Consider the following 21701-nt stretch of genomic DNA (forward strand, 5'->3'; position numbering starts at 1 on the left):
CTCCGCAATTGGCGCAATGTGCGAGTATTAAATACTCGCAATAAGTGCCTGTGACCATTGACCGTTGAGCTCACCATACACGTCAACCGATGCATTTAGTAGCTTATTTCGAATGGCCATTTGTGATTGTTGCGCTATTAAAACATCTTGACGTGCATCCAACAACTCAAGATACCCTAACTGCCCTTCTTGATAGCCCGCACTCGCCTGTAAATATGCCTTATTTGCTGCATTCACTTGAGCGTCAACATACCTAAGTTGTAACTTTGTTTGTGCCAGCGCTCGAAGGGAGTATTCGGTCTGAGCGAGCACCTTTGTCAATGTCTGACGGTACTCATAGTAGCTCGCCTCTGTTATCGCTTCTTGTCTGTCCATTTGCGCTAACAGCTGAGGATAGCTAAACAATGACCAGTTTAAGCTAGGCGTAGCTTGCCAGCTAGACTGCGTATCATTGAAATTCGCGCCTGTTGGATTAAGTACGCCAGCAAATGCAGAAAAACTGATGTCTGGATATAAGGCACGTTCAGCACTTTGCGTTAAAAAGCTCTGCTGTTTTAAGCGTGCAACCGCACTTTTAACATCACCCCGTTGCATTAATGCATCTGAGGCAGAGCTTACGCTCACCGATATAGATAACTTTTCAAACTGCTGCTTAGTCAATACGACTAACTCGAGCGCGTCAACTTGCTTGTTAACTAACACCGCAATAGTTTGCTCCACAGCAGCAAGTTCAGTTGCAATTTCTGGTAGCCTCTGTTTATGTTCAAAGTACTGGGATTTAGTCCGATTGAGTTCAAGTTCAGTCGCGACACCTTCTGCCACACGCACCTCAATGATTTCTATCGACTCTTCTAGTGCATTTAACTGCTCGAGTGTAAGTTGGTGTGTTTGCTTTAATGCCTGCCAGTTTAAGTAACTTTGAATGCTGGCTGTAACCAGCTCTCCAACCAACGCTTGGTACTGCGCTTGACTAGACTCTGCGCTGGCTGCGGCGGCATCTGCAAGCTTGGCAATACGCCCTGATAAGTCGACTTGCCAAGTCAGCTCACCTCCCGCTGTGCTTGACTCCTGCACACTTCCTTGAGGTGCTATTAAGCTTGGGGCATTTGTACGCTGCGCACTTACATTCAAACCACCTTGGGGCAATCTTGCGCGCTGCGCTTCAGATAATCCAGCTGCGGCGGCGCGCAAACGCGCCGCTGAAGCTTTTAAGTTTTGATTCTCGGTCAGCACCCCTGTAACCAAATTGTTAAGCGCAACGTCTTCGAGCTGCTGCCACCACTGGGCTTCGTCCGCTTTCGCTACTGACGTTAAACGCGCCATATTGATTACTTGGTTGTTAAACGAATTTTGGCTTAGCGCTACTTGCTGTTCATAAGAAGTACTTGTACATCCAATTACACTCGCCATTGCCAGACCTAGCATCGAGATTTTAATCAGTTGCATTTTATTGCTCCTTTGGTGTGACTAGGCGATAAAAAACAGGTGTAAACAGCAGGCCGAATACAGTCACACCAATCATGCCAAAGAACACGGCATTACCCATTGCCTGACGCATTTCTGCACCCGCGCCCGATGCTAATACTAGCGGTACTACCCCTGCTGTAAATGCAATGGAAGTCATCAGGATAGGACGCAATCTCAAACGACATGCTTCTATAATGGCTTCTAGGTGTGTTGCGCCTTGTACATGTTTATCTCTTGCAAACTCCACCATTAAGATTGCGTTCTTCGACGCCAGTGCGACCAGTACAATCAAAGCAATTTGCGTAAATATGTTGTTGTCGCCACCTAACATGTAAACCCCTGCGAGTGCTGAGAAAATAGTCATAGGCACTATCAAAATAATCGCCAGTGGCAAACGCATACTTTCATACTGTGCCGCCAGCACCATAAATACGAGTACTACAACCAGAGGGAACACATAGACCATTGTATTACCAGCTAAGATCTGCTGATAGGTTACTTCTGTCCACTCAAATGCCATGCCGTCAGGTAGTGTTTTTGCCAGAACTTTCTCAATCGCTTGCTGCGCTTGATCTGAGCTGTAACCCGGAGCAGGGCTGCCATTCAATTCAGCCGTAACATAACCGTTGTAGTGCATAACTCGGTCAGGACCCGTTGTCGCTTCAACCGTCACCACCGAACCTAGCGGTACCATGTTGCCAGCAGCATTGCGAACTTTTAGGTTATTAATTTGCTCTTTCTTGGCTCTAAATTCTGCGTCAGCCTGCGCTTTGACCTGATAGGTTCTACCAAACAAGTTGAAATCATTTACGTAAACCGAACCGAGATATACTTGCAGTGCATCAAAAACTTCTTGAAGCGGTATGCCTTGTATCAGCGCCTGCTCACGGTCGATATTAATGTCCATTTGCGGTACTTGAACTCTAAAGCTTGAGTAAATACCCGTTAATGCCGGGTCCTGCTGCGCAGCACCTATAGTTGCCTGCAACGCTGCGAATAACGCCTCGAACCCTTGGTTTGCACGGTCTTGAATTTGCAGTTTAAATCCGCCCGTTGTACCCAAGCCTAGAATTGGTGGTGGTGGAAATACCGCAACAAACGCTTCATCAATGGCCGCAAAGCGCATGTTTAACTGCATGGCAATTGCCTGAGCCGACAAGCTTGGATCATTACGTAGCGCAAAGTCATCTAATGGCGTAAATACAATGCCGCTGTTAGTACTGTTTGTAAAACCGTTTACTGACAGGCCTGGGAATGCCACTGTATTTGCAACACCCGGCACCTCTAGTGCAATTTCTTGCATCTGACGTATGACTTCTTCAGTTCTGTCTAAACTTGCTGCATCAGGAAGCTGTGCAACAGCCACCAAATATTGCTTATCTTGCTGCGGAATAAACCCACCCGGAACCGAGTTAAACAAACCAATGGTTGAGCCTACAAGGCCTAGATACACCACACCCACAACGACGCTCATGCGGATTAGCTTTTTAACGAGCGCTTCATACCCTTTTGCACCTTTATCAAACATACGATTGAACGGTTTAAACAACCAAGCGCCAAATAGCTTGTCTAACACGCGTGTTAGTCGATCTTTTGGTGCATCGTGTGATTTAAGTAAAATGGCTGACAATGCAGGAGATAGCGTCAATGAGTTAAATGCTGAGATTAAAGTCGAAATGGTAATTGTCAACGCAAATTGCTTATAAAACTGACCTGATAAGCCGGTGATAAATGCTGTTGGGATGAATACCGCACATAATACAAACGCAATGGCAATGATTGGGCCCGTAACTTCAGTCATGGCAATTTTAGTGGCTTCATATGGGCTATGGCCATCGGCAATATTACGCTCAACGTTTTCAACGACAACGATGGCGTCATCAACGACGATACCGATCGCAAGTACTAAGCCAAATAGAGAGAGTGTATTAATGGACACTCCTAATAGTTGCATCACTGCAAAAGTACCAACTAAAGAAACAGGTACCGCAATTAATGGAATAATAGACGCACGCCATGTTTGTAAGAATACAACCACAACCACAACCACTAGCAGAATGGCTTCCAGCAGCGTTTTAATTACCGCATCAATTGAACCACGTACAAACACGGTTGGGTCGTAAGCAATCTCGTAAGTCATACCAGCAGGGAAGCTTTTTTCAAGACGCTGCATCGTGTCACGTACATCGTCTGAAAGCTCTATCGCATTAGTCCCCGGACGCTGAAATACCGGCATCGCAAGTGCAGGCTGATTATCTAACATTGCGCGCAGTGCGTAGTTTTCTTGGCCAAGTTCAACACGCGCAATGTCTTTTAAGCGAGTTAGAGCACCGTTCTCACCGACCTTAATGATGACTTTTTCAAACTCTTCGATGCTTTCTAAACGACCTTTTACATTTAGAAGGATCTGAAATTGGTTTTCTTCTGGTGTAGGCTGTGCACCTAATGAACCCGCCGCAACCTGTTGGTTTTGTGTACGTAGGGCGTTTACGACGTCTGATGCAGTTAAGTTACGCGCTGCCAGTGCATCTGGGTCAAGCCAAACACGCATGGAATACTTCGCGCCACCAAATAGTTGTAAGTCACCAACACCCGGTAAGCGTTTTAACTCATCTTTAATGTAAAGATCAGCATAGTTTGCCATATACGCAGTGTCTTGCTCACCATTAGGAGATACCAAGTGTACAACCAATGCTAAGTTTGGAGAGGATTTTTGGGCAGTGACACCTAATCGTTGTACTTCTTGTGGTAGACGAGGCAACGCATTGTTTACACGGTTTTGAACCTGTACCTGAGCTTGGTCAAGATCTGTACCTAACGCAAATGTAACAGTCAGTGTTAAACGGCCATCACTGGTTGCTTGCGAACCATGGTACAGCATGTTTTCTAGCCCATTGAGTTCTTGCTCAAGCGGGGTAGCCACAGTTTGCGCAATGACTTTCGGGTTTGCACCAGGGTATGTTGCATTCACAACAACCGTTGGCGGTACAACTTCTGGATATTCGCTGATCGGTAATTGAAACAGTGAAATCGCGCCGGTGATGATAAATATCATCGACAGCATGGCCGCGAATATTGGCCGATTTATAAAAAAGTGGGAAAATTTCATGACGTTCTCTTAGTTTACAGCGCTTAATAAAACAGGTGAAGAATCAGACTGCTTCAGTACAAATTGCGTATTTTCAAACGCTAGGCTCACAGAGTTTGGCGTGATAGGCATACCAGGTCCAACTCTTGCTGGGCCATTTACTGCAATACGATCGCCTTCTACTAAGCCAGATTTAATAGCGCGATATGCGCCGTATCGCTCGCCAAGCTCCACTAAGCGATATTGCAATACGTTATTTTCATCTATGGTCAATACAAAACGATTTTTAAGATCTGTCCCAATTGCGCGCTCTGGAACAATTGCCATGATTTGTGGGTCTTGTGCACCAATAGAAATACGCGCAAACGCACCCGGTTTTAAATTATGCTGCTGCGCATCGAAAACTGCTCGCACACGTAAAGTACCTGTTGTAGGGTTAATTTCGTTATCGATGAAGTCTAACTTACCAGCGATTTGCTTTGTTTCACCTAGGCGCTGCAACTGTACGGTCACTTCATCTTGTACAGTCACGCCAGCAAATTGGCGACTCCAAGTGCGCTCATCCACATCGAAATAGGCGTAGATCTCTTCATCCGAAACAATCGTCGTCAGCTCAGTCTCGCCACCTTTAACATAGTTACCTTTGGTGACAACTGCGCGCGAGATTTTACCTGTGATTGGTGCTGAGACTTGGCTGAACTCTAGATCAAGCAACGCGTTTTGCAGCTGTGCCTCAATGGCGTTTTTGTTGGCGATTGCACTGCGTAGTGTTGCGTTACGCTGCTCCGCTTCTTCTGTAGAAATCGCCTTTTTTGTAACTAGACGATTAGCACGCTGCGCTTCGCCTCGCGCCTGCTCTAACGTAGCTTCTGCGCTGCCAAGCTGGGCTTTAAGCGTGTCGATTTGCGCTTCAAAAGGCCTAGCATCTAGACTGAACAATAACTGGCCTTTGTTAACTCTTTCACCTTCGGTGAACGCCATTTTTTCAATTTGGCCAGATACGCGAGGTTTCAAAACAACGCGCTCAGGGGCTTCTAAACGTGTAGTAAACGTGTGCCAAGACTGAACTTGTTCCAATTGTACATTGGCAACATCAATGGTTAGCGGTGGCGGCTGCTGTCCTTGCTGTGCATTAGACTGACCACAACCACTTAACACAAGTGCGAGGGCCACTGCACTTAGAGTAAAACCTAACTTTTTCATTTTTTGCTCCGCTGGGAATTTGGTATATAACGATCCTACAGCGGTAATTAATGTCGAAAAATAGTAGTTTTTTAAAAACATTAATGCCAATATGGCACCAATAAAACACAACTTAATGTCAGTCCATGGATACAACTAGTCGCTTAATCATGCTTTTAGAAGTGGTTGAACAAGGCTCTTTTTCCAAAGCAGCAGAACTTAGAAATATAGATCGCTCTGTAATTTCAAAACAAATCAGTAAGTTAGAAGAGGAATTAGGTGTAAGGCTACTTAACCGAACCACACGCTCTTTTTCGCTGACAGCGGCTGGCGCTGAAATGGTTAAAAAAGCGGCAGAGCTAAGACTGTTACTTCAAGATACAGTGCAGATGGCAGAGAATTATCACCAAGAGCCAAGAGGCTTATTGAGGATCACTTCATCTAGCTACATTGGTAAATACTATTTGCTTCCCGTGATCAATGATTTTCAAAAACGATTTCCGCAAGTAAATATTGAGCTGAGATTAGATGATAGGGTCATAGATATGGTCTCGGAGGGGTTCGATCTGGCGTTTCGAGTTGGTGAACCACGGGACTCTTCGCTTATTGCACGCAAAATTGCACGCAACCGAATGCTAATCCTTGCAACACCACAGTTTATAGACACCTATGGTGAGCCCCAAACAATGTCCGATCTAGCTGAGCTTCCAGCAGCGGCTTATACCAGTAACCATATTCGCTTTGAATCCATTAGTTACATTGATGACAACGGCAAGCATCAAGAACAGCCGATTAACCCAGTATTTAGATCCAACGACGGAGAAGCTTTACTAGAGAAAGTGCTCTCGCATACTGCCTTTTGCACATCGCCTGCATTTTTCTTTGCAGATCATATAGATAACACACAATTGGTGCCGCTGCTCACGCATGTCAACTTACCTGACTATAGCGCCATGTATGCGGTCTATCCGCATAGGGATTTACCCGTTAGAACACGATTATTTTTGGATGCGGCGAGACATTACATTGGCGAATCTGTACCTAGGTGGGAGCACAATATCCCCGGAATTAATGACATTTATCAACCGTCAAAATAGATGCTGAGCTGTATTGATGTTTTAAATAAATTTTAACGTTTACGAACAAAGCGATTTTGGCAGATCCCATTGCCATATACCTCAGATGAGATACAAGCAAAACGCAACGACTGGCCCATTTCACCAAACAAACTTATCCCCCCACCTAGCACGATCGGGATGGTTGTAATGATCATCTCGTCGATTAAATCTTGCTTTAAGAAGTTTTGAATTGTGATACCACCATCTATATATAACTGCTTAAACCCTGCATTATTCAGTTGTAGTACAATCTCTTTTAAATCCCCTCTCATTAAATTCACTTTTCCTTCGTAGCCCATAGGTATTTCAGCCATTGTATTACTGAGCAAAAAAACAGGCTTGGAATAAGGCCAGTCGCAGTCAAAGCTGCAAACAAGTTCAAAAGTATTGCGCCCCATTACTAGTGCATCAGTTGACGCTATGTGTTTGTCGTACCCTAAGTCCAAGCTTTCCGTTTCTGGGATTGAGTGTAACCAATCAACACCATTGTTTTTGTCTGCGATATAACCATCTAAACTAGTTGCAATAAATACGATATTGGACATAGTAATCTCATAGTTGAATAAAATAATGAAAAGGAATATTCTACACCGTAGAATTAATTCATCAAATGATGAGTTTGTAAATGACTAACGAAGTGAAAAAGCGCGGCCGCCCACAAAAAGTGCAAGATGGCTTGAACAAGTCCCTAATAGTCTCAACCGCAAAAAAAATGATGGCGCAAAATGGGAGCATACCAAGTATCCGAAAGTTATCGGCACAATTAAATGTCGATGCTATGGCTATTTACTATTATTTTAAAAATAAAGACGCATTGCTCGAGGCAATCACGACTTCATTGATTGAGGATATCCACACACCAGCAGACTCAGGAGATTGGAGAAAAGAGCTATTGACTCTATCTAAAAGTTACTTGGCAACACTGAGCAAATACGATGGATTACTTCAAACGCTGTTAAGCATGAAATCCGACAGCCCAGCCGAGGTATTTATTGGTAGATTCGAGCAAATTATTACTCCATTAAAACTTGAAAAAAAGCAGCAGAAAGCTTTTTTAGACTTGCTAGTAGACTATTTGCATGGCTTCTCTTTAGCTATGAGTTGCGACAAGTCGAATACGCTCACCATCGATGATATCGATATATCTATTTCGTTTTTATTTAATGGATTGGATTTTCAGAATGACTGAAAACATAGGTGCTGGTTAGATATTGGAACCAACAAGCACCTATGCGAATATATTTTAATAGTTTATAACAAGGTGATTAAGCGTCTGCAAGCCAATGCCACTAACACGGTTTTTTAGCAGGTCTAACTGATAGATACTTTAACGATGCCTAGCTTTATAAGCAGAAAATAGACCACTTCACTCACCACAATTACGGGTAGTACAACCTTTAACCAATATCCTTCAATCCCATAAAAGCCATACAGTATCAAACCTATCAAAGCGAATATGGTTGCCACCGCTACCCCACCAGTCACACCATGAATTTTTATACCTTCTTTACAATTACTGCACTTAAGCCTCAACGGATTTGGGGAATTCAGCACAGACATAAAAGTGATATCTGCATCACATTTGCTACATTTACTCATTATTTACTCTCAACATCATTAAAGAAATCCTTTGCGTCACTCATATACAGCCCCCACGCAACGAGTAGCGGGAAAACAGCTTTATCAAACACAATTTTAGATGTAAGTAAGAGTTCTCCGCCCTCGAAATAAGTTACAAGTACATCACTCAACCATAGAAAGACATGTAATGCCATGATACTAAAAAAGATATTTAATCCTTTGAGCCTTCTTTTAAAAATGTGCCACATCGCATATATCTGTACAATCACAGCAATTCCCCACAAAGTTGTTGATATTGCCGCTGTTGATTTATCTTCTGACAACCAAAGTGAAATCGTGGACAATATAAAGGGCAAAGCCGTGTATAACCAAAAACACACTGGTACAATCATTAGTACAAAAAGTTTATTCATTTAGGTGCTCTACTACAGAGTTCAATACTCACGTAAACTTTCAGCCGAAAAGGTGATTTAAATAATCTTGACGAAATTTAAAGTCATAAATATCAGAGGTTTTTTAGATTTCTGATTGCTCTTATTCAGGTCTATGGAAAGCTGTACAAATTTCAGTCGTACAGTATATCGAAAATAGCAATGTAAAAACACACAAAGCGGGGCTTGCGCCCCTTTTTATTTAGTAACTAGCATGTATAACCATTCACTGAACGTGGACAAGAGTAGTCAGGATCTGAGATCGGGCCACAGCCATAAGCTGAATAACCACCCGCGATTTGGCGCGTTTTATCTTGGTTTAGCATGTTTGAGTTTTTAGATAAGCTTTTAACGCTTTTTTTGTTGAACTGAAGTTTCATGATTTCTCCTTTACAGTGTTGAACCAAAATCGGTTACACTGAGTTTGTCTCGATTTTAAGGATAAAAACACTAGACAAAAGTATAAAAAACATACAGATTCATAAATGTGTCATATTCCGTATTGCTAGATAATGAAAGGTTAGCATTTGTTCTAATGACACAACTTCCTTTGATAATTGCATGCACTAAATACGAACAATAAATACCTCAGACCTCGTAACAATCGTTTTCTTGTTCATTTAGGTGATAATGAATAGTGATTTAATTATCTGATTTATCGCTTATAAAGAGAAAAAAGAGCCAGAAAACTGGCTCTTTGGTTCTATTTCAAAGGGAGATTATTCACACTCACCAAGATGCTTCCACACAGCCCAGCGGCTTGAGTATTGCGCTGGGTTTTGATTGCGAGTCCACCATTTTGCTTGGTATAACTGACCGTCAAGGCTCACCTGCTTACCAGCTGTATACACACGACTTGCCTGCCACGCTTCTACTTCACAACTAGGCTTACTGCCGGTAACTTTGAAGCTGTGAGTTTGCGATTGTGTGCTCAGGCCTTCTGCATCAGTTGCAATTGCAAAGATACTATAGTTGCCGCTTTGAGCTGTATAAGAGGCGCTATAAGGAGCGGAACTCGAAACAGCAACTTGTTTACCATTGACGAAATACGCCACCTGTTTCAGATCATTGTCTTTATCACTGGCGATCACTGAAAGCGTAATTTTATCACCGCTACTAAAACTACTGCCATTCGCTGGGCTGGTTAAATTCACACTCGGCGCTTCAGGTGTAGGCTGTGGCTGCGGCTCATTCACTGTAATCGTACGACTCACTTTGGCTGATTGTGCACCGTCATTATCAGTTGCAACCGCGCTCAAGTGATACGTTCCAACTTCTAAAGGCTGATAATTGAATGCATACGGTGTGCGCGTTAATTCTGTGAGAGACTTACCATTAACACTCACATCAACTTTGGTAATCTCACCGTCACTATCATTTGCAACAAACCTCACAGATACTGGTTGTCCTAGTTCAATCGAAACATTGTTGGTTGGTGCAGTCATACTCAAAGTCGGTACTTGGTTTGGTTTATCACTAGCACCACCACACTCAAGCCCTTTTTTCCATACACCCCAAGAGCCTGAGTTGCTCGCTGGGCTTTGATCTCTGTTCCACCATTTGGCTTCATATTCAAACCCGTCAAATGCCACCTTGTTACCTTGGGTATAAACCTTACCACCCTGCCATGGTGCTGTTTGACACTGGCTCGGATCTATAAGGTTAAAAGATATCGCCGAAGCGTCTGTTGATACCCCTTCATTATCAGTAACACGTGCCGTCACTGTGTATTTGCCAGTATTTTTGCTATTAAATCTAGCTTCAAAAGGCGCTGCCAACACAGTGTCATGCAGCTTGCCATTGATGAAAAACTCGACCTTTTCGACAGCGCCATATTCATCTTGCGCATTCGCTTTAAGGGTGATGTCTGCGCCAATCATATAACGGCCGTTATTGTCTGGACTGGTAATTGATATCGTTGGCGCTTTATTCTCAGTGCACGCAAATACCCCTACAACTTTGAACGCCTCACCAACGGCTTTGGTATCATAGCCTAAATCCGCAGCCGCATCTGTTACACCACATGCCAATGATTCAAATTTTCCGTTATATACCCAAAAGTTTTTATTGGCGTGAAGCATCACTTCATAGGCTTTTTTTACACCCCAGCCTTCAGTATTAGCAAGTGTATAAAAAGCTCGGTTAAATACACCAGAACTGTGGTGTACACCCATACCAATTTCAAACTTGCTTGCATGACCAATCGAGCGTCCATCGCGCTCTGGGTTTTCCATGTAGCGAAGTGCTGTGCGATTTTTGAAAATGCTCGCGCCGATTAACCAGTCGACTTCACAAGTGCCGTCTGGCTTTTGATTCATGAAACATTCGAGCGCTTCTGAGGTCATATCTGAAAATGACTCGTTCACGCCACCTGACATGTTGCTGTACACTAACTTTGAATTTTGATGCGTCACACCGTGACCGATTTCGTGGGCGACAACGCCCAGTGAAGTAAACGGGTAAACACCGTATTTATCGAGATCACCATCGCCAAACGTGACTTCTTTACCATTCCAAAAGGCATTTAAGTAGTCTTTTCGGTAGTGAATTCGCATAACTAAGTCGCCTGACAACGCGCGGCTATCAAACCAATCATTGAACATATCTATCGTCGCTTGACCGTAGAACATAGCATCATTGAGCGGCGAGTAAGCGCCATTCACATGTTTATGTGTATTCTCGTGACATGGAAACTGATAAGTCTCAGTATTTGTTGTGCCATGTTCCATATCTATCACACGAATATCTGTATGTGACATTTCGCAGTTGCCATTGCCCAGCTCCTTTGCATGAAACTTTGGCATGTCCTCACCATAATAGTGCTTACCGATTTTCTCGTTGCCACCTGGGCCCATCCCTATTTTCGAGTGATTAAGTGCTTCTACGCGTGAAAGCACTTCACCCGTATGCGCATCGATAGCAAATTCCGGACGAAGTGGCGCTTGCTCGGTTTCAGCAAAAAGCGTGACCAAATAGGCCAACTTCGGGGTGTCATTATGTGGAAAAATCACAAGTTCAACGTGCTCATCTGACGATGAGCGCAGCTCGGCGATTTGCTCTTTTGCAAATTCGATGGCTTTTTTCTCAGAAAAACTTGGCTTTACCGTATCCAAAGATAAGTTGGGTACGACCGAGCCACTAATTGAGGTTATTTCTCCTTCTGGTTGGAACCAGACACTCAAAAAACTCTGCTCATCATGATGCGTGACGATTTCACCGCCATATACTCGTACACCTTTATAAAATTGGCTACGACGCATATGCCTACCATCTTCAGTTTTATGGTGTGTCCTAAACTCCAGCTCTGACTGCGCGTCAGTAGCAGTAGACCTGAAAACACTTTGATTTTGAGACAGCTGTGATTTAATCGTCGCCTTCAGTTGTGCGTTGTTATGCAAACTCACAGGCTCTTGTGCCAAAGCAGCAAGACTCGAAAACACGCCAACACTTGCTGCGACCAATACAGCGATTTTTTTTGCTTTTAACATGGATATTTACTCTGTACTTGTTGTTTTTGTCGTTGTTAGAAAGGTGCGTCCATGCACCTGATTTGAACTTTTTGATTCGGTTTGTTATAGCTTGCGCCACACAGAGCTGCTGCCCGGAGCTTGGCCACGTGTCCACCAGCGAGCTTGATACGTTTCGCCGTTATGCACGACTTTGTCACCACCGGTGTAAACTAAGTCACTGCGCCAAACACGTACCTTGCCATCATCTGGAATGATCTCAGCCCAAACTCCGCCATTACTTGGAATTGCACCACGAGTCCACCAACGCGCTTTGTATTGAACACCCTTGTACCAAACGGTATTGCCGCCGGTGTAAACCTTATTGGCATCCCATGTTGTTTTACCATCGCCAGGTGTTGGCTCAGGACTCGTCTCAACATTTTTCACCGTAACGTTGAACTGACGCGTCACGCTGTTCACGCCGTCAGAAACCACAACCGTACCAGTAATTGTTTGTGTTTTTGTCACCTCAGCCGCTTTTATAGTCACCGTACTGCCACTGCCAACCACTGTGTGTCCTGGCACTTTCCAAGCAAAACTCAGCGTTTTTCCTTCAGGGTCGGTCGCTGAAATACTGACTGATTGACTGGTGTTTTCGTCTAAAGAGATTGCAGAAATGCTGCCCACTACCGGCGCTTTATTTTCAACAACAGGTGCTTTTACAACCACTTTAACTGTGCGATTTACAGTGTTCACGCCATCGCTTACTGCTAGGTTTACAGTATAAACAGAATCGTTTGTCACACTCGGTGCAGTAACGATAACGCTGTCATTTTCACCTTGAAGATTTAGAGCCGCATCACCTTGCCATGAAAATGAAAGCGCTTTACCTTCAGGATCAGACGCTTGCGCCGTTAAAACATGAATATCACCAGCATTTAACGTAATCTCACTCGTGAGAGATACCACAGGTGCCTTGTTTACTGGTTTAGGAGGTGTCACTTTGCCAGCTAGACCTTCATGCATCGCATTGAGAATGTCACCGTTATCCGCGTCAATTTCCCATGCAAATAGGCCACCTAAATTATGCTCACGTACATAACGACCTTTTGCACGCACAGAGCGAGGGCTATCGTAGGTAACCAAGGTGCCTTTTTGGCGATTCCAAACATATGCAGCTTCAGCTTGTTCATCGTACCCTACTTCAAAACCGTTAATGCCTTGCTCATCATGACCTATCATATGAGCCTTAAGTCCCTTGTAGTCGATAACGCCTGCTTCCCAAACACCCTGAGACGTTGACCCACGCAGCTTACCATTGGCAGGTGCCGTCATTGGGTTGTCCGCAATTTGTGCATTTTGTGGGTAAACACCTTCCCAACCTCGACCGTACATCGCCGTACCAACCACAAGCTTTTCACTTGGTACTCCCTGTGCAAGGAGCAATTTGATTGCATTATCGAGCGTGTAGGCAGGCCCTTTTCTCGCCTCACCATTTTCGTCAACACCCGTTCCGTTGCATTCATCTGTAGACATATGCGTGCCACAATAAATTGCCGTTTGGTGCCCTGTCACATTGTTCCAGCCGCCAGCAAAGTCATAGGTCATGGCGAAAATGTAATCCATATATTGAGCAGCTTGCTGGTAATCAACGTCCTCTATTTTGTCGTAGCCTGTACCAATCGCGGATGTCAGCTCAAACTCACGACCCATTTCAATTTCAAGTTCGTCTAGCATTGCGCGGAGCTCTTTCATTAGAATGATATAAACTTCACCATCTTTGTCTGAGCCCAAGTTTGAATTCGCACCATCACCTCCTGGGAATTCCCAGTCAATATCAATGCCGTCGTAAAACTTCCACGTCTTTAAGAACTCACGCATTGAATTAACAAATGTGTCGCGGTTCTCTTTTACATCAAAGTCAAAGAACGGATCTGACAAAGTCCAACCTCCTACCGAAGGTAAGATCTTCAGATCAGGGTTACGCTGTTTAAGTGCCATTAACTGTGCGTAAGTCCCTCGAATTGGGTCTTTAGCGCTGATCCCTGGCAATGCTTTTTGCACGGCTGCCCATGGGTCATGTATCACAACTTCATAATCTTTTGAGCTACCACACGCCAATTTAAGCGCGCGCAAGCTATTGCCGTTTTCTATCTCTGCAAGAGAATCATTAGGACCACATACTGGGATAAAACCGTATAGTAAATGCGTTAGATTATCCGCAGGGATCTGGGTTACATCGAACTTACGACCATAAATGCCCCACTCAACAAAATAAGCACCAACCACTGTATTTGGATCTGTTTCAAACTTTTTGTTGTTTGGATTCACGTTCAGTTTGAGTGGCTCTAAATGACCGCCATCCGTATCTGCAATTACAATTGGTTTAGAAGCTGACATTGCGCAGCCTGACGCATCACACAAGGCTATTTTTAACTCATGACGTCCTGACTTGTGATAAGGAAAGCGGATTGTGCCACCTGTGGTGCCTTCTGCCAGTGTGCCTTCATTGACTACTTCATTGTCAAAATACACTTTATAGCTGTTACCGCCTTTTCCTGACCATGCGTTCCACTCAATTTGAATGTCTACAACGTCTTTCGCCTGAATTAACTGTTTGTATGAACCTCGACCATAAATATTCACGTCTACAAACGAATAATTTTGCGGTTTCCAGTTAATACTCGGTGTTGAAGGCGCAGCGACAGCAGCTACACTTGCAAGCGCAGCACCGACCGCTGCAGCAGTTGTTAAATACTTAAACATGATTAGATTACCTCTTAGATTTATTTATAGTTTTTTCCAAACCGAGTGTTGGTCTGGTTGTTGATTGCGCGTCCACCAGCGAGCTTGATATCGCGCGCCATTAAACGTGACGATTTCACCGCCTCGATAAGCTTTGTTCGCCTGCCATGATGTGTTGCCTGCATCTGAGTCATCACCCGTTTTTACAAGTTCCCAAGCATGACTTGATGTTGGTAATTGACCACGCACCCACCACTTGGCGCGATACGTTTTACCTTGGTACACAACGGTGTCGCCTGCTGTGTATACTTTGCTAGGCTCCCAAGTGTCATCGTTTGGTGTACCTGGATCTGTTTCGATGTTTTTCACATTGATAACCAACGGTACCGTCTTGCTTAGGCTACCGTCAGACACGGTCACTTTGCCGTCAAAGCGCGTGTCAGTATCCACCTGAGGGGCGGTTATTGTGATAGTGGAACCCACTCCAGAGAAACTCAGGGCACTGGGTAATTGCCAGTCAAATTCTAGCGTTGCTTGCTCATCGTCAAAGGCATGTACATGTAAATGTTTGTTTTGGCCTTCATCAATTGTGAGCGGTGCAGGCGTGTGTACTGTTGGCGCTGTGTTTTTAGGTTTAGGAATGACCGTTAAGTTGTAACTGTTGGTTTTATCAGCTAAAAACACCTGATTACTGCTAATCGTATCTGGGTCAAAAACAATATTGCCTTGAGTATCTTTAACACCGATGCGAATCGTTTCTGTAAATTGTTGGTTTAGTCTAGATGCAAATAGAGATTGCCAATGTGATACATTACTATCAGTAATATCCAGTTTCTCTTGAACAATTTCGTTGCCATTGCCGTTAAAGACACGTACCCAAACGGTATCACCCGCTTTGGCGTCTTGCCCTTGATTGACAAAGTACCCAGCTGAGTACCATGTATCAGGCGTAGGAGCAGGGTCCGTGCTGCGTAAAATGGTCACGTCGCTACAGTTATAAAACCCTTCGCCGACCACATCATCACGCTGCCAACGGCTATATAAAATAGCGTCGCCACTGAACTTTTCAGGAATTGCGACTTCCATTTCATAGTAGCGCTTGCCATCTGGTGCCATAAAAAATGGAATGTTGCCATGCTCTTGCACTAGCTCTAGATCATGCCAAGCAAGTGGCTTTTGTTCGAAATCCACGCCCGGCTTAGTTAAATAAAACTGCCAAAAACTTGGGTTATGCGGGGTTGTTGCACGATAACGGATTTTCACTTTGCCATCGGCATTTGGTGTGATTTCCGTTTTTTGCCAATCTTTGGAAGGTATGTTCATACCTGCCTTTTGGGCGTCGCCTGCACCACATAATGTGCCATTTGGAATATTTGCTTCTACCGCAGCTTGATTGCGAAAGTCCGCGGTATTTGTTGCAAACTCATGTTTTTGAATAAACTGTACATGTTCAGATTGCACATACGCTGCGCGGCACGCAGCATTTGGGATTTTAGAGCCATCTTTTGGCCACCAAAATCCACCCTGCTCCTGACAAATTGCCTGCCTTGCCTTTGGAAAATCCATATATCCATGTGCATTCACTTTGCCAATGACGCCCACGCCTATGGCTACGCCCAGCGCGCATAAGGTTACTTGTTGTCTCATAGTTTTCTCATTTATTGATTGTATGAGTGATCCGCAGATCACTCTGGTTGGGAATGTTGAATCTGGTTACAGGCTACATACCTTTTGCCAAGCACCACCATCACTCGGAATGCCATTAGTCCACCATTTGGCCTTGTACACCGCACCATTGTGGATCAGCATATCGCCACCTACAGCATGGCTAGGGTCGCCAGCCCAGTTAGTGCGCGGCCAATTCGGATAGGTGTTGATGTTTTCAATATTTACACCTTCACACTGCGTCCCGCTTGGCGGGGTTTTGTCCCCATCACCGGGGGCCGGAACGTGCTTTTTAGCCACGGGTAGTTCAGGATATTCAGACGTAAACGCATACTCTTTACCATCTTTTTCAACGACAAAGTTAACAGGGCCCGTGATCGGCATGTAGTACATCACTTGCGCATTGACGGTCTCACCAGGTTTAAATGACTCAAGCTGGCCGCCCCACTCATTTTTGAAGGTGATAGAGAAACGGTGAAATTCATTCTCGAAGCCGCCAATATTGTTGCCAGCACTGTTAGAAGCATCATGTGTCACTTTCATACCGAGCTTCTTGCGCGCATTCCAATTTGACTTAAAGATAGCAGACGTTGAAGTTGGCACATTGAACGTGATCGTGGCACCAGTTAGGTCAATTTCTGAATTGTTGGTAAAGGCAAATGTCGGACGAATTGGGTAGTTTTGATCACCCACTGGAAAGTCTTTTGCTTCGAATGCAATGTCCACCGCTTCGCTTGGTACAGCAAACTCATCGTCACCAATATGTGCATCATACACCACACCACTTTGGTTAAATGTGTCATATGCCAACGCTGTCATTGTCGAGCCCATGAAGTACTCACCTTTGTCAGCATGGTAGTCAAAATCACCCGCCAGCTCCCAGAACATTACGCCACCAAGTCCTTTATCAACTACGTAATTTAACTTGGTTTTCATAGACTCCGTGTCTTCCATTGATAGGAAAACCTTTTTCTCGGCGTTATATAACCAAGGTGCGACAGCAACTTCATCGTAGTGTCGGACATAGTCACCGCGAAATACGTCGTCTGCATCAGTTTCAGGGGTTAAACCATATACTTCTAAATAGCTTGGATTAATCCCGTGTTCTAAGTTTTTAGCGTGCCAAAGAGGGTTAGAGCCCGCCGCTACCTCTTGACCATTTTCTATGTCATGCCATAGGTTATCGATACCAATAGCGCCGTTACCACACTTGTTCTTTTCCCCAATACCTGTGCCTTTTGGACAGTTATTTTGGTTAGGCAGTGGCGCACGTCCCCAAAGGCCATTTTCACCGCCGCGCACATCTCTAAAACCACGGGTATAGTATGGAATACCAATATTGATTCGGCCCGCTGGCAGTGCACCTCGGAAGTAGTTCACAGCCCAATCGGTATTCAAATAGCCAATTCCGCCAAACTCTTTAGTCCCGTATACATTCCAAACTTTAAGCTCGGTATCTTTGCCCGTGTCGTAGAGCGGCGCGTTGTGACCAACATGATCGTTCCATGCACCGTGAAGGTCGTACGACATGATGTTCACAAAATCTAAGTACTGAGCAGTTTGAAAGGTTTCCATACCACGCAGCAGGTAACCTGATGACGGAGACGCGATAGTCAGCATGTAATGCTTACCATCTTGTTCACCCGCCTTATCAAGTGCCTCGCGCAGATCTTTCATTAAGACTTGGTAAGATTTATTCAAGCCTGCTCGTCGTGCATTACTCACAGGAAAGTCTTCTGGGTGGCCAGAATCTTTCATTGAAGAAGGATATTCATAGTCAACGTCCAAACCATCAAAGCCATAAGTTCTTAAAAACTCAACGGAGCTTTTAACGAACTGATCGATACCAGCTTGATTTACGCTGCCATCAGCATTTGTGGTCATCGTATAAAAACCACCACTGTTTACACGTTTACCGTTCTCATCGAAGTAGCCACCAGTTTCGGCCCAGCCACCTACGGAAATCATGGTTTTTACATGCGGATACTGTTTTTTGTATTTATTCAGTAAGTTGAAGTGGCCTTTATATGGCAAGCTTGGGTCCATCTCTGCACCAGCAACACCCGGCCAAGTCATATTTGTCGCAGCGTTACCTTCTGCATTTGGGTTGCCAATGCTAATTTCATTTTGGCTGTTGACATGGGCAAACGCATAATTGATATGGGTGATTTTGTCCCATGGAATGTCTTTAACAAGGTAACTAGGTTGATCATTTTTACCATGACGCCAGCTGGTGAAATAACCGATCACACGCCTTGGATGATCAGCCCCCATTTTTTCACGACCTTCGCTATCATAAATATCACAGTATGCAGGTGTCACACCGGGCGTTTGGTATAAGCCCGCAGGTCGACAATCTTCATGGCTTGTTTGCGTGTCATCTGTCGCCTTAACTGTGAACGTGCGAGTGACTGTTTCAGACTCTAGGCCATGTTCATCTTTCGCCACCAAAGTAAATGTTTGCTGACCTTTTGCCTTTGCAGTCCACACAAATTCGTATTCATTTTGTGATGTTGAGACAAGCTCTACACCATTCAAAGAGAGCGATTGAGTAAGCTGGTCCGACTCTTTGTCATTGGCTATCAATGTAAATACAATTTGGCTACCCACTTCCAATTCACTGGGTAACTGTGCCGCTAATCGCGCAATTGGCGCGGTATTAACGTCAACAGGAGGCAGCGCTTCAACGCTCACTTTTCGGCTCACCGACTTAGCCGTTGCACCGTCGTCGTCAAGTGCTACACCATGAAACTCATGGTTACCTTGTTTTGCTTGCCATGTAAAACGGTAAGGCGCTTCGTTTAAAACTTTGACTAGCTGATCATTATGATAGATAGCAACGTGCCTCACTTCACCGTCGCTGTCCTGTGCCGAAAAATCAAGAATGACCTCTTCCTTTTCAACAACCGTAATATCCGCAATGGGTTTAAGCAGTTTGATCGACGGCGCTAGATTTACGGGTTCAGCCCCTTTACACTCCCCGAGTTTAGTCCATTCTTGCCATTGCCCAGAACGAGCTTGAGGTGAGGATCGATTCCACCAGTTAGCTCGGTATGCAACGTTATCTTGTTGCACCTGATTGCCACCAACATAGATTTTTCCTGATTGCCACAGGGTAAGATTACTACAATCAACATTTGCAAGTGCTGATGCACTGAATAGTCCCATAGTTATGGCACTGAGTTTAAGTGCTCTATTGGGTAGGATTGACACGCTCATTATTATTTTCCTAACTTATTTGATTTTATATTCACAAAATTACATCTGGCAACATATGTACCTAATGCAATACTGAGCGAAAGCGATTGTACCGATCCAAAACATCACCACAAGGGATTGGTTAAAATTAAAAAACACATACCAAATAACCATAAAAATCACCTAGGACAATAAAAACCAGAAATTGTAACCTATTGATACACCAACCCTTGTTGATTTAAACACAACAAAACACAGCCCATGGAAGTTAACAAAATTAACACTTATTTTGTTTACCTTTATTTACATTACAAAAAGGTCCAACCAGAAAATACAAACTTTGTGATTGGTTATTTTTTAAGTTGCAATACTTTTTTATATAAAAATATCAAAAACCAATGTGGAACGAACTCAAAAGAATAAAATAAAAACATCAGAGTTAAGATCTTAAAAATGAATAAATTAGTAAAAACAGTGTTTTGTGTATAAGCCAAGGAAAAGCAGAGTTGCAAAAAGGAGAATTAAAAATATCAATACTACTTTTTACCTATCGACAACGTGGTTTTTTAAAATAAATGTACCACTTAGACTGGTTTAACAAAAATAAAACATTCTTGAGTTGACACAACTATCTGCCACGCTAAGGTTAGGAAAATAACTTCAGATTAGAGATCCGTATTTCATGCGCTTTTTGTTTAAATTAATGTTTACAGTGTTGGTTTTTTGTTTTGGATTTGCGATGGGGGTCTATTCTTTACCCATCATGATGGCTCCACCAGCGCCAACTCAAACTGCACTTTCTGATGTCGCGAATGGCGCAAAATTTACAGCTACGTTTACAAAAAACTTGCAAGGCTCTGATTTTTTGCACTTTGGAGAAGGTGACGTATTTATTGGAGAGCAGAGTATAGGCTTTGAAGGAAGGCTTGCGCCAGGGCCAGATTATCGTCTTTATTTATCTCCTACCTTCATCGAAACGGAGCAAGAGTTTGAACAGCACAAAAGCTCAATGCAGTTTGTCGCGCCAGTTTCAAGCTTCAATGGCTTTATTGTTGATGTCCCCCAGTCTATCGAGATAGACAAATACTCAACAGTGGTGGTCTGGTGTGAATCATTTGGCGAATTTATTACCGCTGCGAAATATCAGTAACTGGCTCGCTCTCCAGACGTTTTGAGCAGGATTTTTATTAACGACTAAAGTCAAAGCTTTGGAAGTTCACCTGTGATAAGCGGCATTTCGTGACAACCATGATTAATGATGCGCTTTTACAAGCGCACCATTATTCTATCATGTGATAGCGTTAGTATTTTGTGCCTAGGCTATTCTCACACCCTTCAGCAATGTAGTTATCACTGCCTTTATAATAAGCTCTTAAAGTACCTTGATTGCTACCATCGTAAATGGTGTACCCTTCAAACTCGTATTTACCACCGGCGTATTTGAATAAATTGATAGACTCTCTAAATTGATAATGTTGAGAGTTTAGTTTCAGGGTAAGTGTCCCATAATCGGAATCATATTGACTCGTAGGGTGATAGGTACCTTGTAAAACGTACTTATCATAACGTGCATTTTCGTCATACTGTGATTGCGCTCCCAGTATCATACGATCATTTGCTTTCACACATATCCGCATATACTCGTAGTAATCACCTGTGTGATATGTATCTCTCTCAACATACAGAACACCATGATGCGTGTAACCATGTTGATTTAATTCGCCTGTTGGGAATGGCTCAAAGTCATCTGGTCGGCCACCGAACGAATCGCCTGCAC

The 21701-nt window shown here is 43.8% G+C and carries 15 protein-coding genes; 3 read left to right on the forward strand and 12 right to left on the reverse strand.

Annotated elements, in window-relative coordinates:
* Positions 1-27: 27 nt before the first annotated feature.
* The 3 genes from N480_RS03880 to N480_RS03890 are packed head-to-tail and all read right to left on the reverse strand — an operon-like array spanning position 28 to position 5758.
* Positions 28-1446 carry a TolC family protein gene (locus N480_RS03880; protein WP_063371202.1) on the reverse strand — a complete coding sequence of 473 codons (1419 nt, stop codon included), beginning with the start codon at positions 1444-1446 and terminating at the stop codon, positions 28-30.
* 1 nt (position 1447) lies between these two features.
* Entirely contained in the window at positions 1448-4576 is a 3129-nt protein-coding gene (locus N480_RS03885; protein ID WP_063371203.1) for an efflux RND transporter permease subunit, read from the reverse strand.
* Positions 4577-4585: 9 nt separating this feature from the next.
* On the reverse strand, positions 4586-5758 hold the full coding sequence (locus N480_RS03890; protein WP_063371245.1) for an efflux RND transporter periplasmic adaptor subunit: 1173 nt from the start codon (positions 5756-5758) through the stop codon (positions 4586-4588).
* A gap of 125 nt (positions 5759-5883) precedes the next feature.
* Between N480_RS03890 and N480_RS03895 the strand changes: the two genes are divergently transcribed.
* Entirely contained in the window at positions 5884-6834 is a 951-nt protein-coding gene (locus N480_RS03895; RefSeq protein WP_063371204.1) for a LysR family transcriptional regulator, read from the forward strand.
* 32 nt (positions 6835-6866) lie between these two features.
* Here N480_RS03895 and N480_RS03900 read toward each other — a convergent pair whose 3' ends face one another.
* A complete protein-coding gene (locus N480_RS03900; protein ID WP_063371205.1) occupies positions 6867-7400 on the reverse strand; it encodes a dihydrofolate reductase family protein in 534 nt (177 codons plus the stop codon).
* Between the two features lie 80 nt (positions 7401-7480).
* Between N480_RS03900 and N480_RS03905 the strand changes: the two genes are divergently transcribed.
* A complete protein-coding gene (locus N480_RS03905; protein WP_063371206.1) occupies positions 7481-8044 on the forward strand; it encodes a TetR/AcrR family transcriptional regulator in 564 nt (187 codons plus the stop codon).
* Positions 8045-8166: 122 nt separating this feature from the next.
* Here the strand turns inward: N480_RS03905 and N480_RS03910 are convergent, their stop codons facing one another.
* The 7 genes from N480_RS03910 to N480_RS03935 all read right to left on the reverse strand — a co-directional run bounded on the left by N480_RS03910 (position 8167) and on the right by N480_RS03935 (position 19945).
* Entirely contained in the window at positions 8167-8454 is a 288-nt protein-coding gene (locus N480_RS03910; RefSeq protein ID WP_063371207.1) for a hypothetical protein, read from the reverse strand.
* Positions 8454-8849: a hypothetical protein gene (locus N480_RS03915; protein WP_063371208.1), complete on the reverse strand. Its 396-nt coding sequence runs from the start codon at positions 8847-8849 to the stop codon at positions 8454-8456. Before N480_RS03915 ends, N480_RS03910 begins: the two co-directional genes overlap by 1 nt.
* A gap of 227 nt (positions 8850-9076) precedes the next feature.
* On the reverse strand, positions 9077-9247 hold the full coding sequence (locus N480_RS25215) for a hypothetical protein (protein ID WP_155732753.1): 171 nt from the start codon (positions 9245-9247) through the stop codon (positions 9077-9079).
* Positions 9248-9586: 339 nt separating this feature from the next.
* Positions 9587-12355, reverse strand: a complete 2769-nt coding sequence (locus N480_RS03920; protein ID WP_063371209.1) for an Ig-like domain-containing protein — start codon at positions 12353-12355, stop codon at positions 9587-9589.
* 84 nt (positions 12356-12439) lie between these two features.
* Positions 12440-15082 (reverse strand): glycosyl hydrolase family 18 protein, encoded by a 2643-nt coding sequence (locus N480_RS03925; protein WP_063371210.1) that lies wholly within the window; start codon positions 15080-15082, stop codon positions 12440-12442.
* A 24-nt stretch (positions 15083-15106) separates the two neighbouring features.
* The gene (locus N480_RS03930; RefSeq protein ID WP_063371211.1) at positions 15107-16708 is read right to left on the reverse strand and encodes a lytic polysaccharide monooxygenase; all 1602 of its coding nucleotides are present in this window, start codon (positions 16706-16708) and stop codon (positions 15107-15109) included.
* Positions 16709-16774: 66 nt separating this feature from the next.
* A complete protein-coding gene (locus N480_RS03935; RefSeq protein ID WP_063371212.1) occupies positions 16775-19945 on the reverse strand; it encodes a glycosyl hydrolase family 18 protein in 3171 nt (1056 codons plus the stop codon).
* 718 nt (positions 19946-20663) lie between these two features.
* On the opposite strand from N480_RS03935, the gene N480_RS03940 reads away from it, so the two are divergent.
* On the forward strand, positions 20664-21074 hold the full coding sequence (locus tag N480_RS03940; protein WP_231102220.1) for a DM13 domain-containing protein: 411 nt from the start codon (positions 20664-20666) through the stop codon (positions 21072-21074).
* Positions 21075-21225: 151 nt separating this feature from the next.
* On the opposite strand, the gene N480_RS25570 is transcribed toward N480_RS03940, so the two are convergent.
* Positions 21226-21701: hypothetical protein (locus N480_RS25570; protein WP_196761444.1), on the reverse strand; the 476-nt coding region annotated here is incomplete at its 5' end.

The sequence above is a fragment of the Pseudoalteromonas luteoviolacea S2607 genome (assembly GCF_001625575.1).
Lineage (GTDB): Bacteria > Pseudomonadota > Gammaproteobacteria > Enterobacterales > Alteromonadaceae > Pseudoalteromonas > Pseudoalteromonas luteoviolacea_E.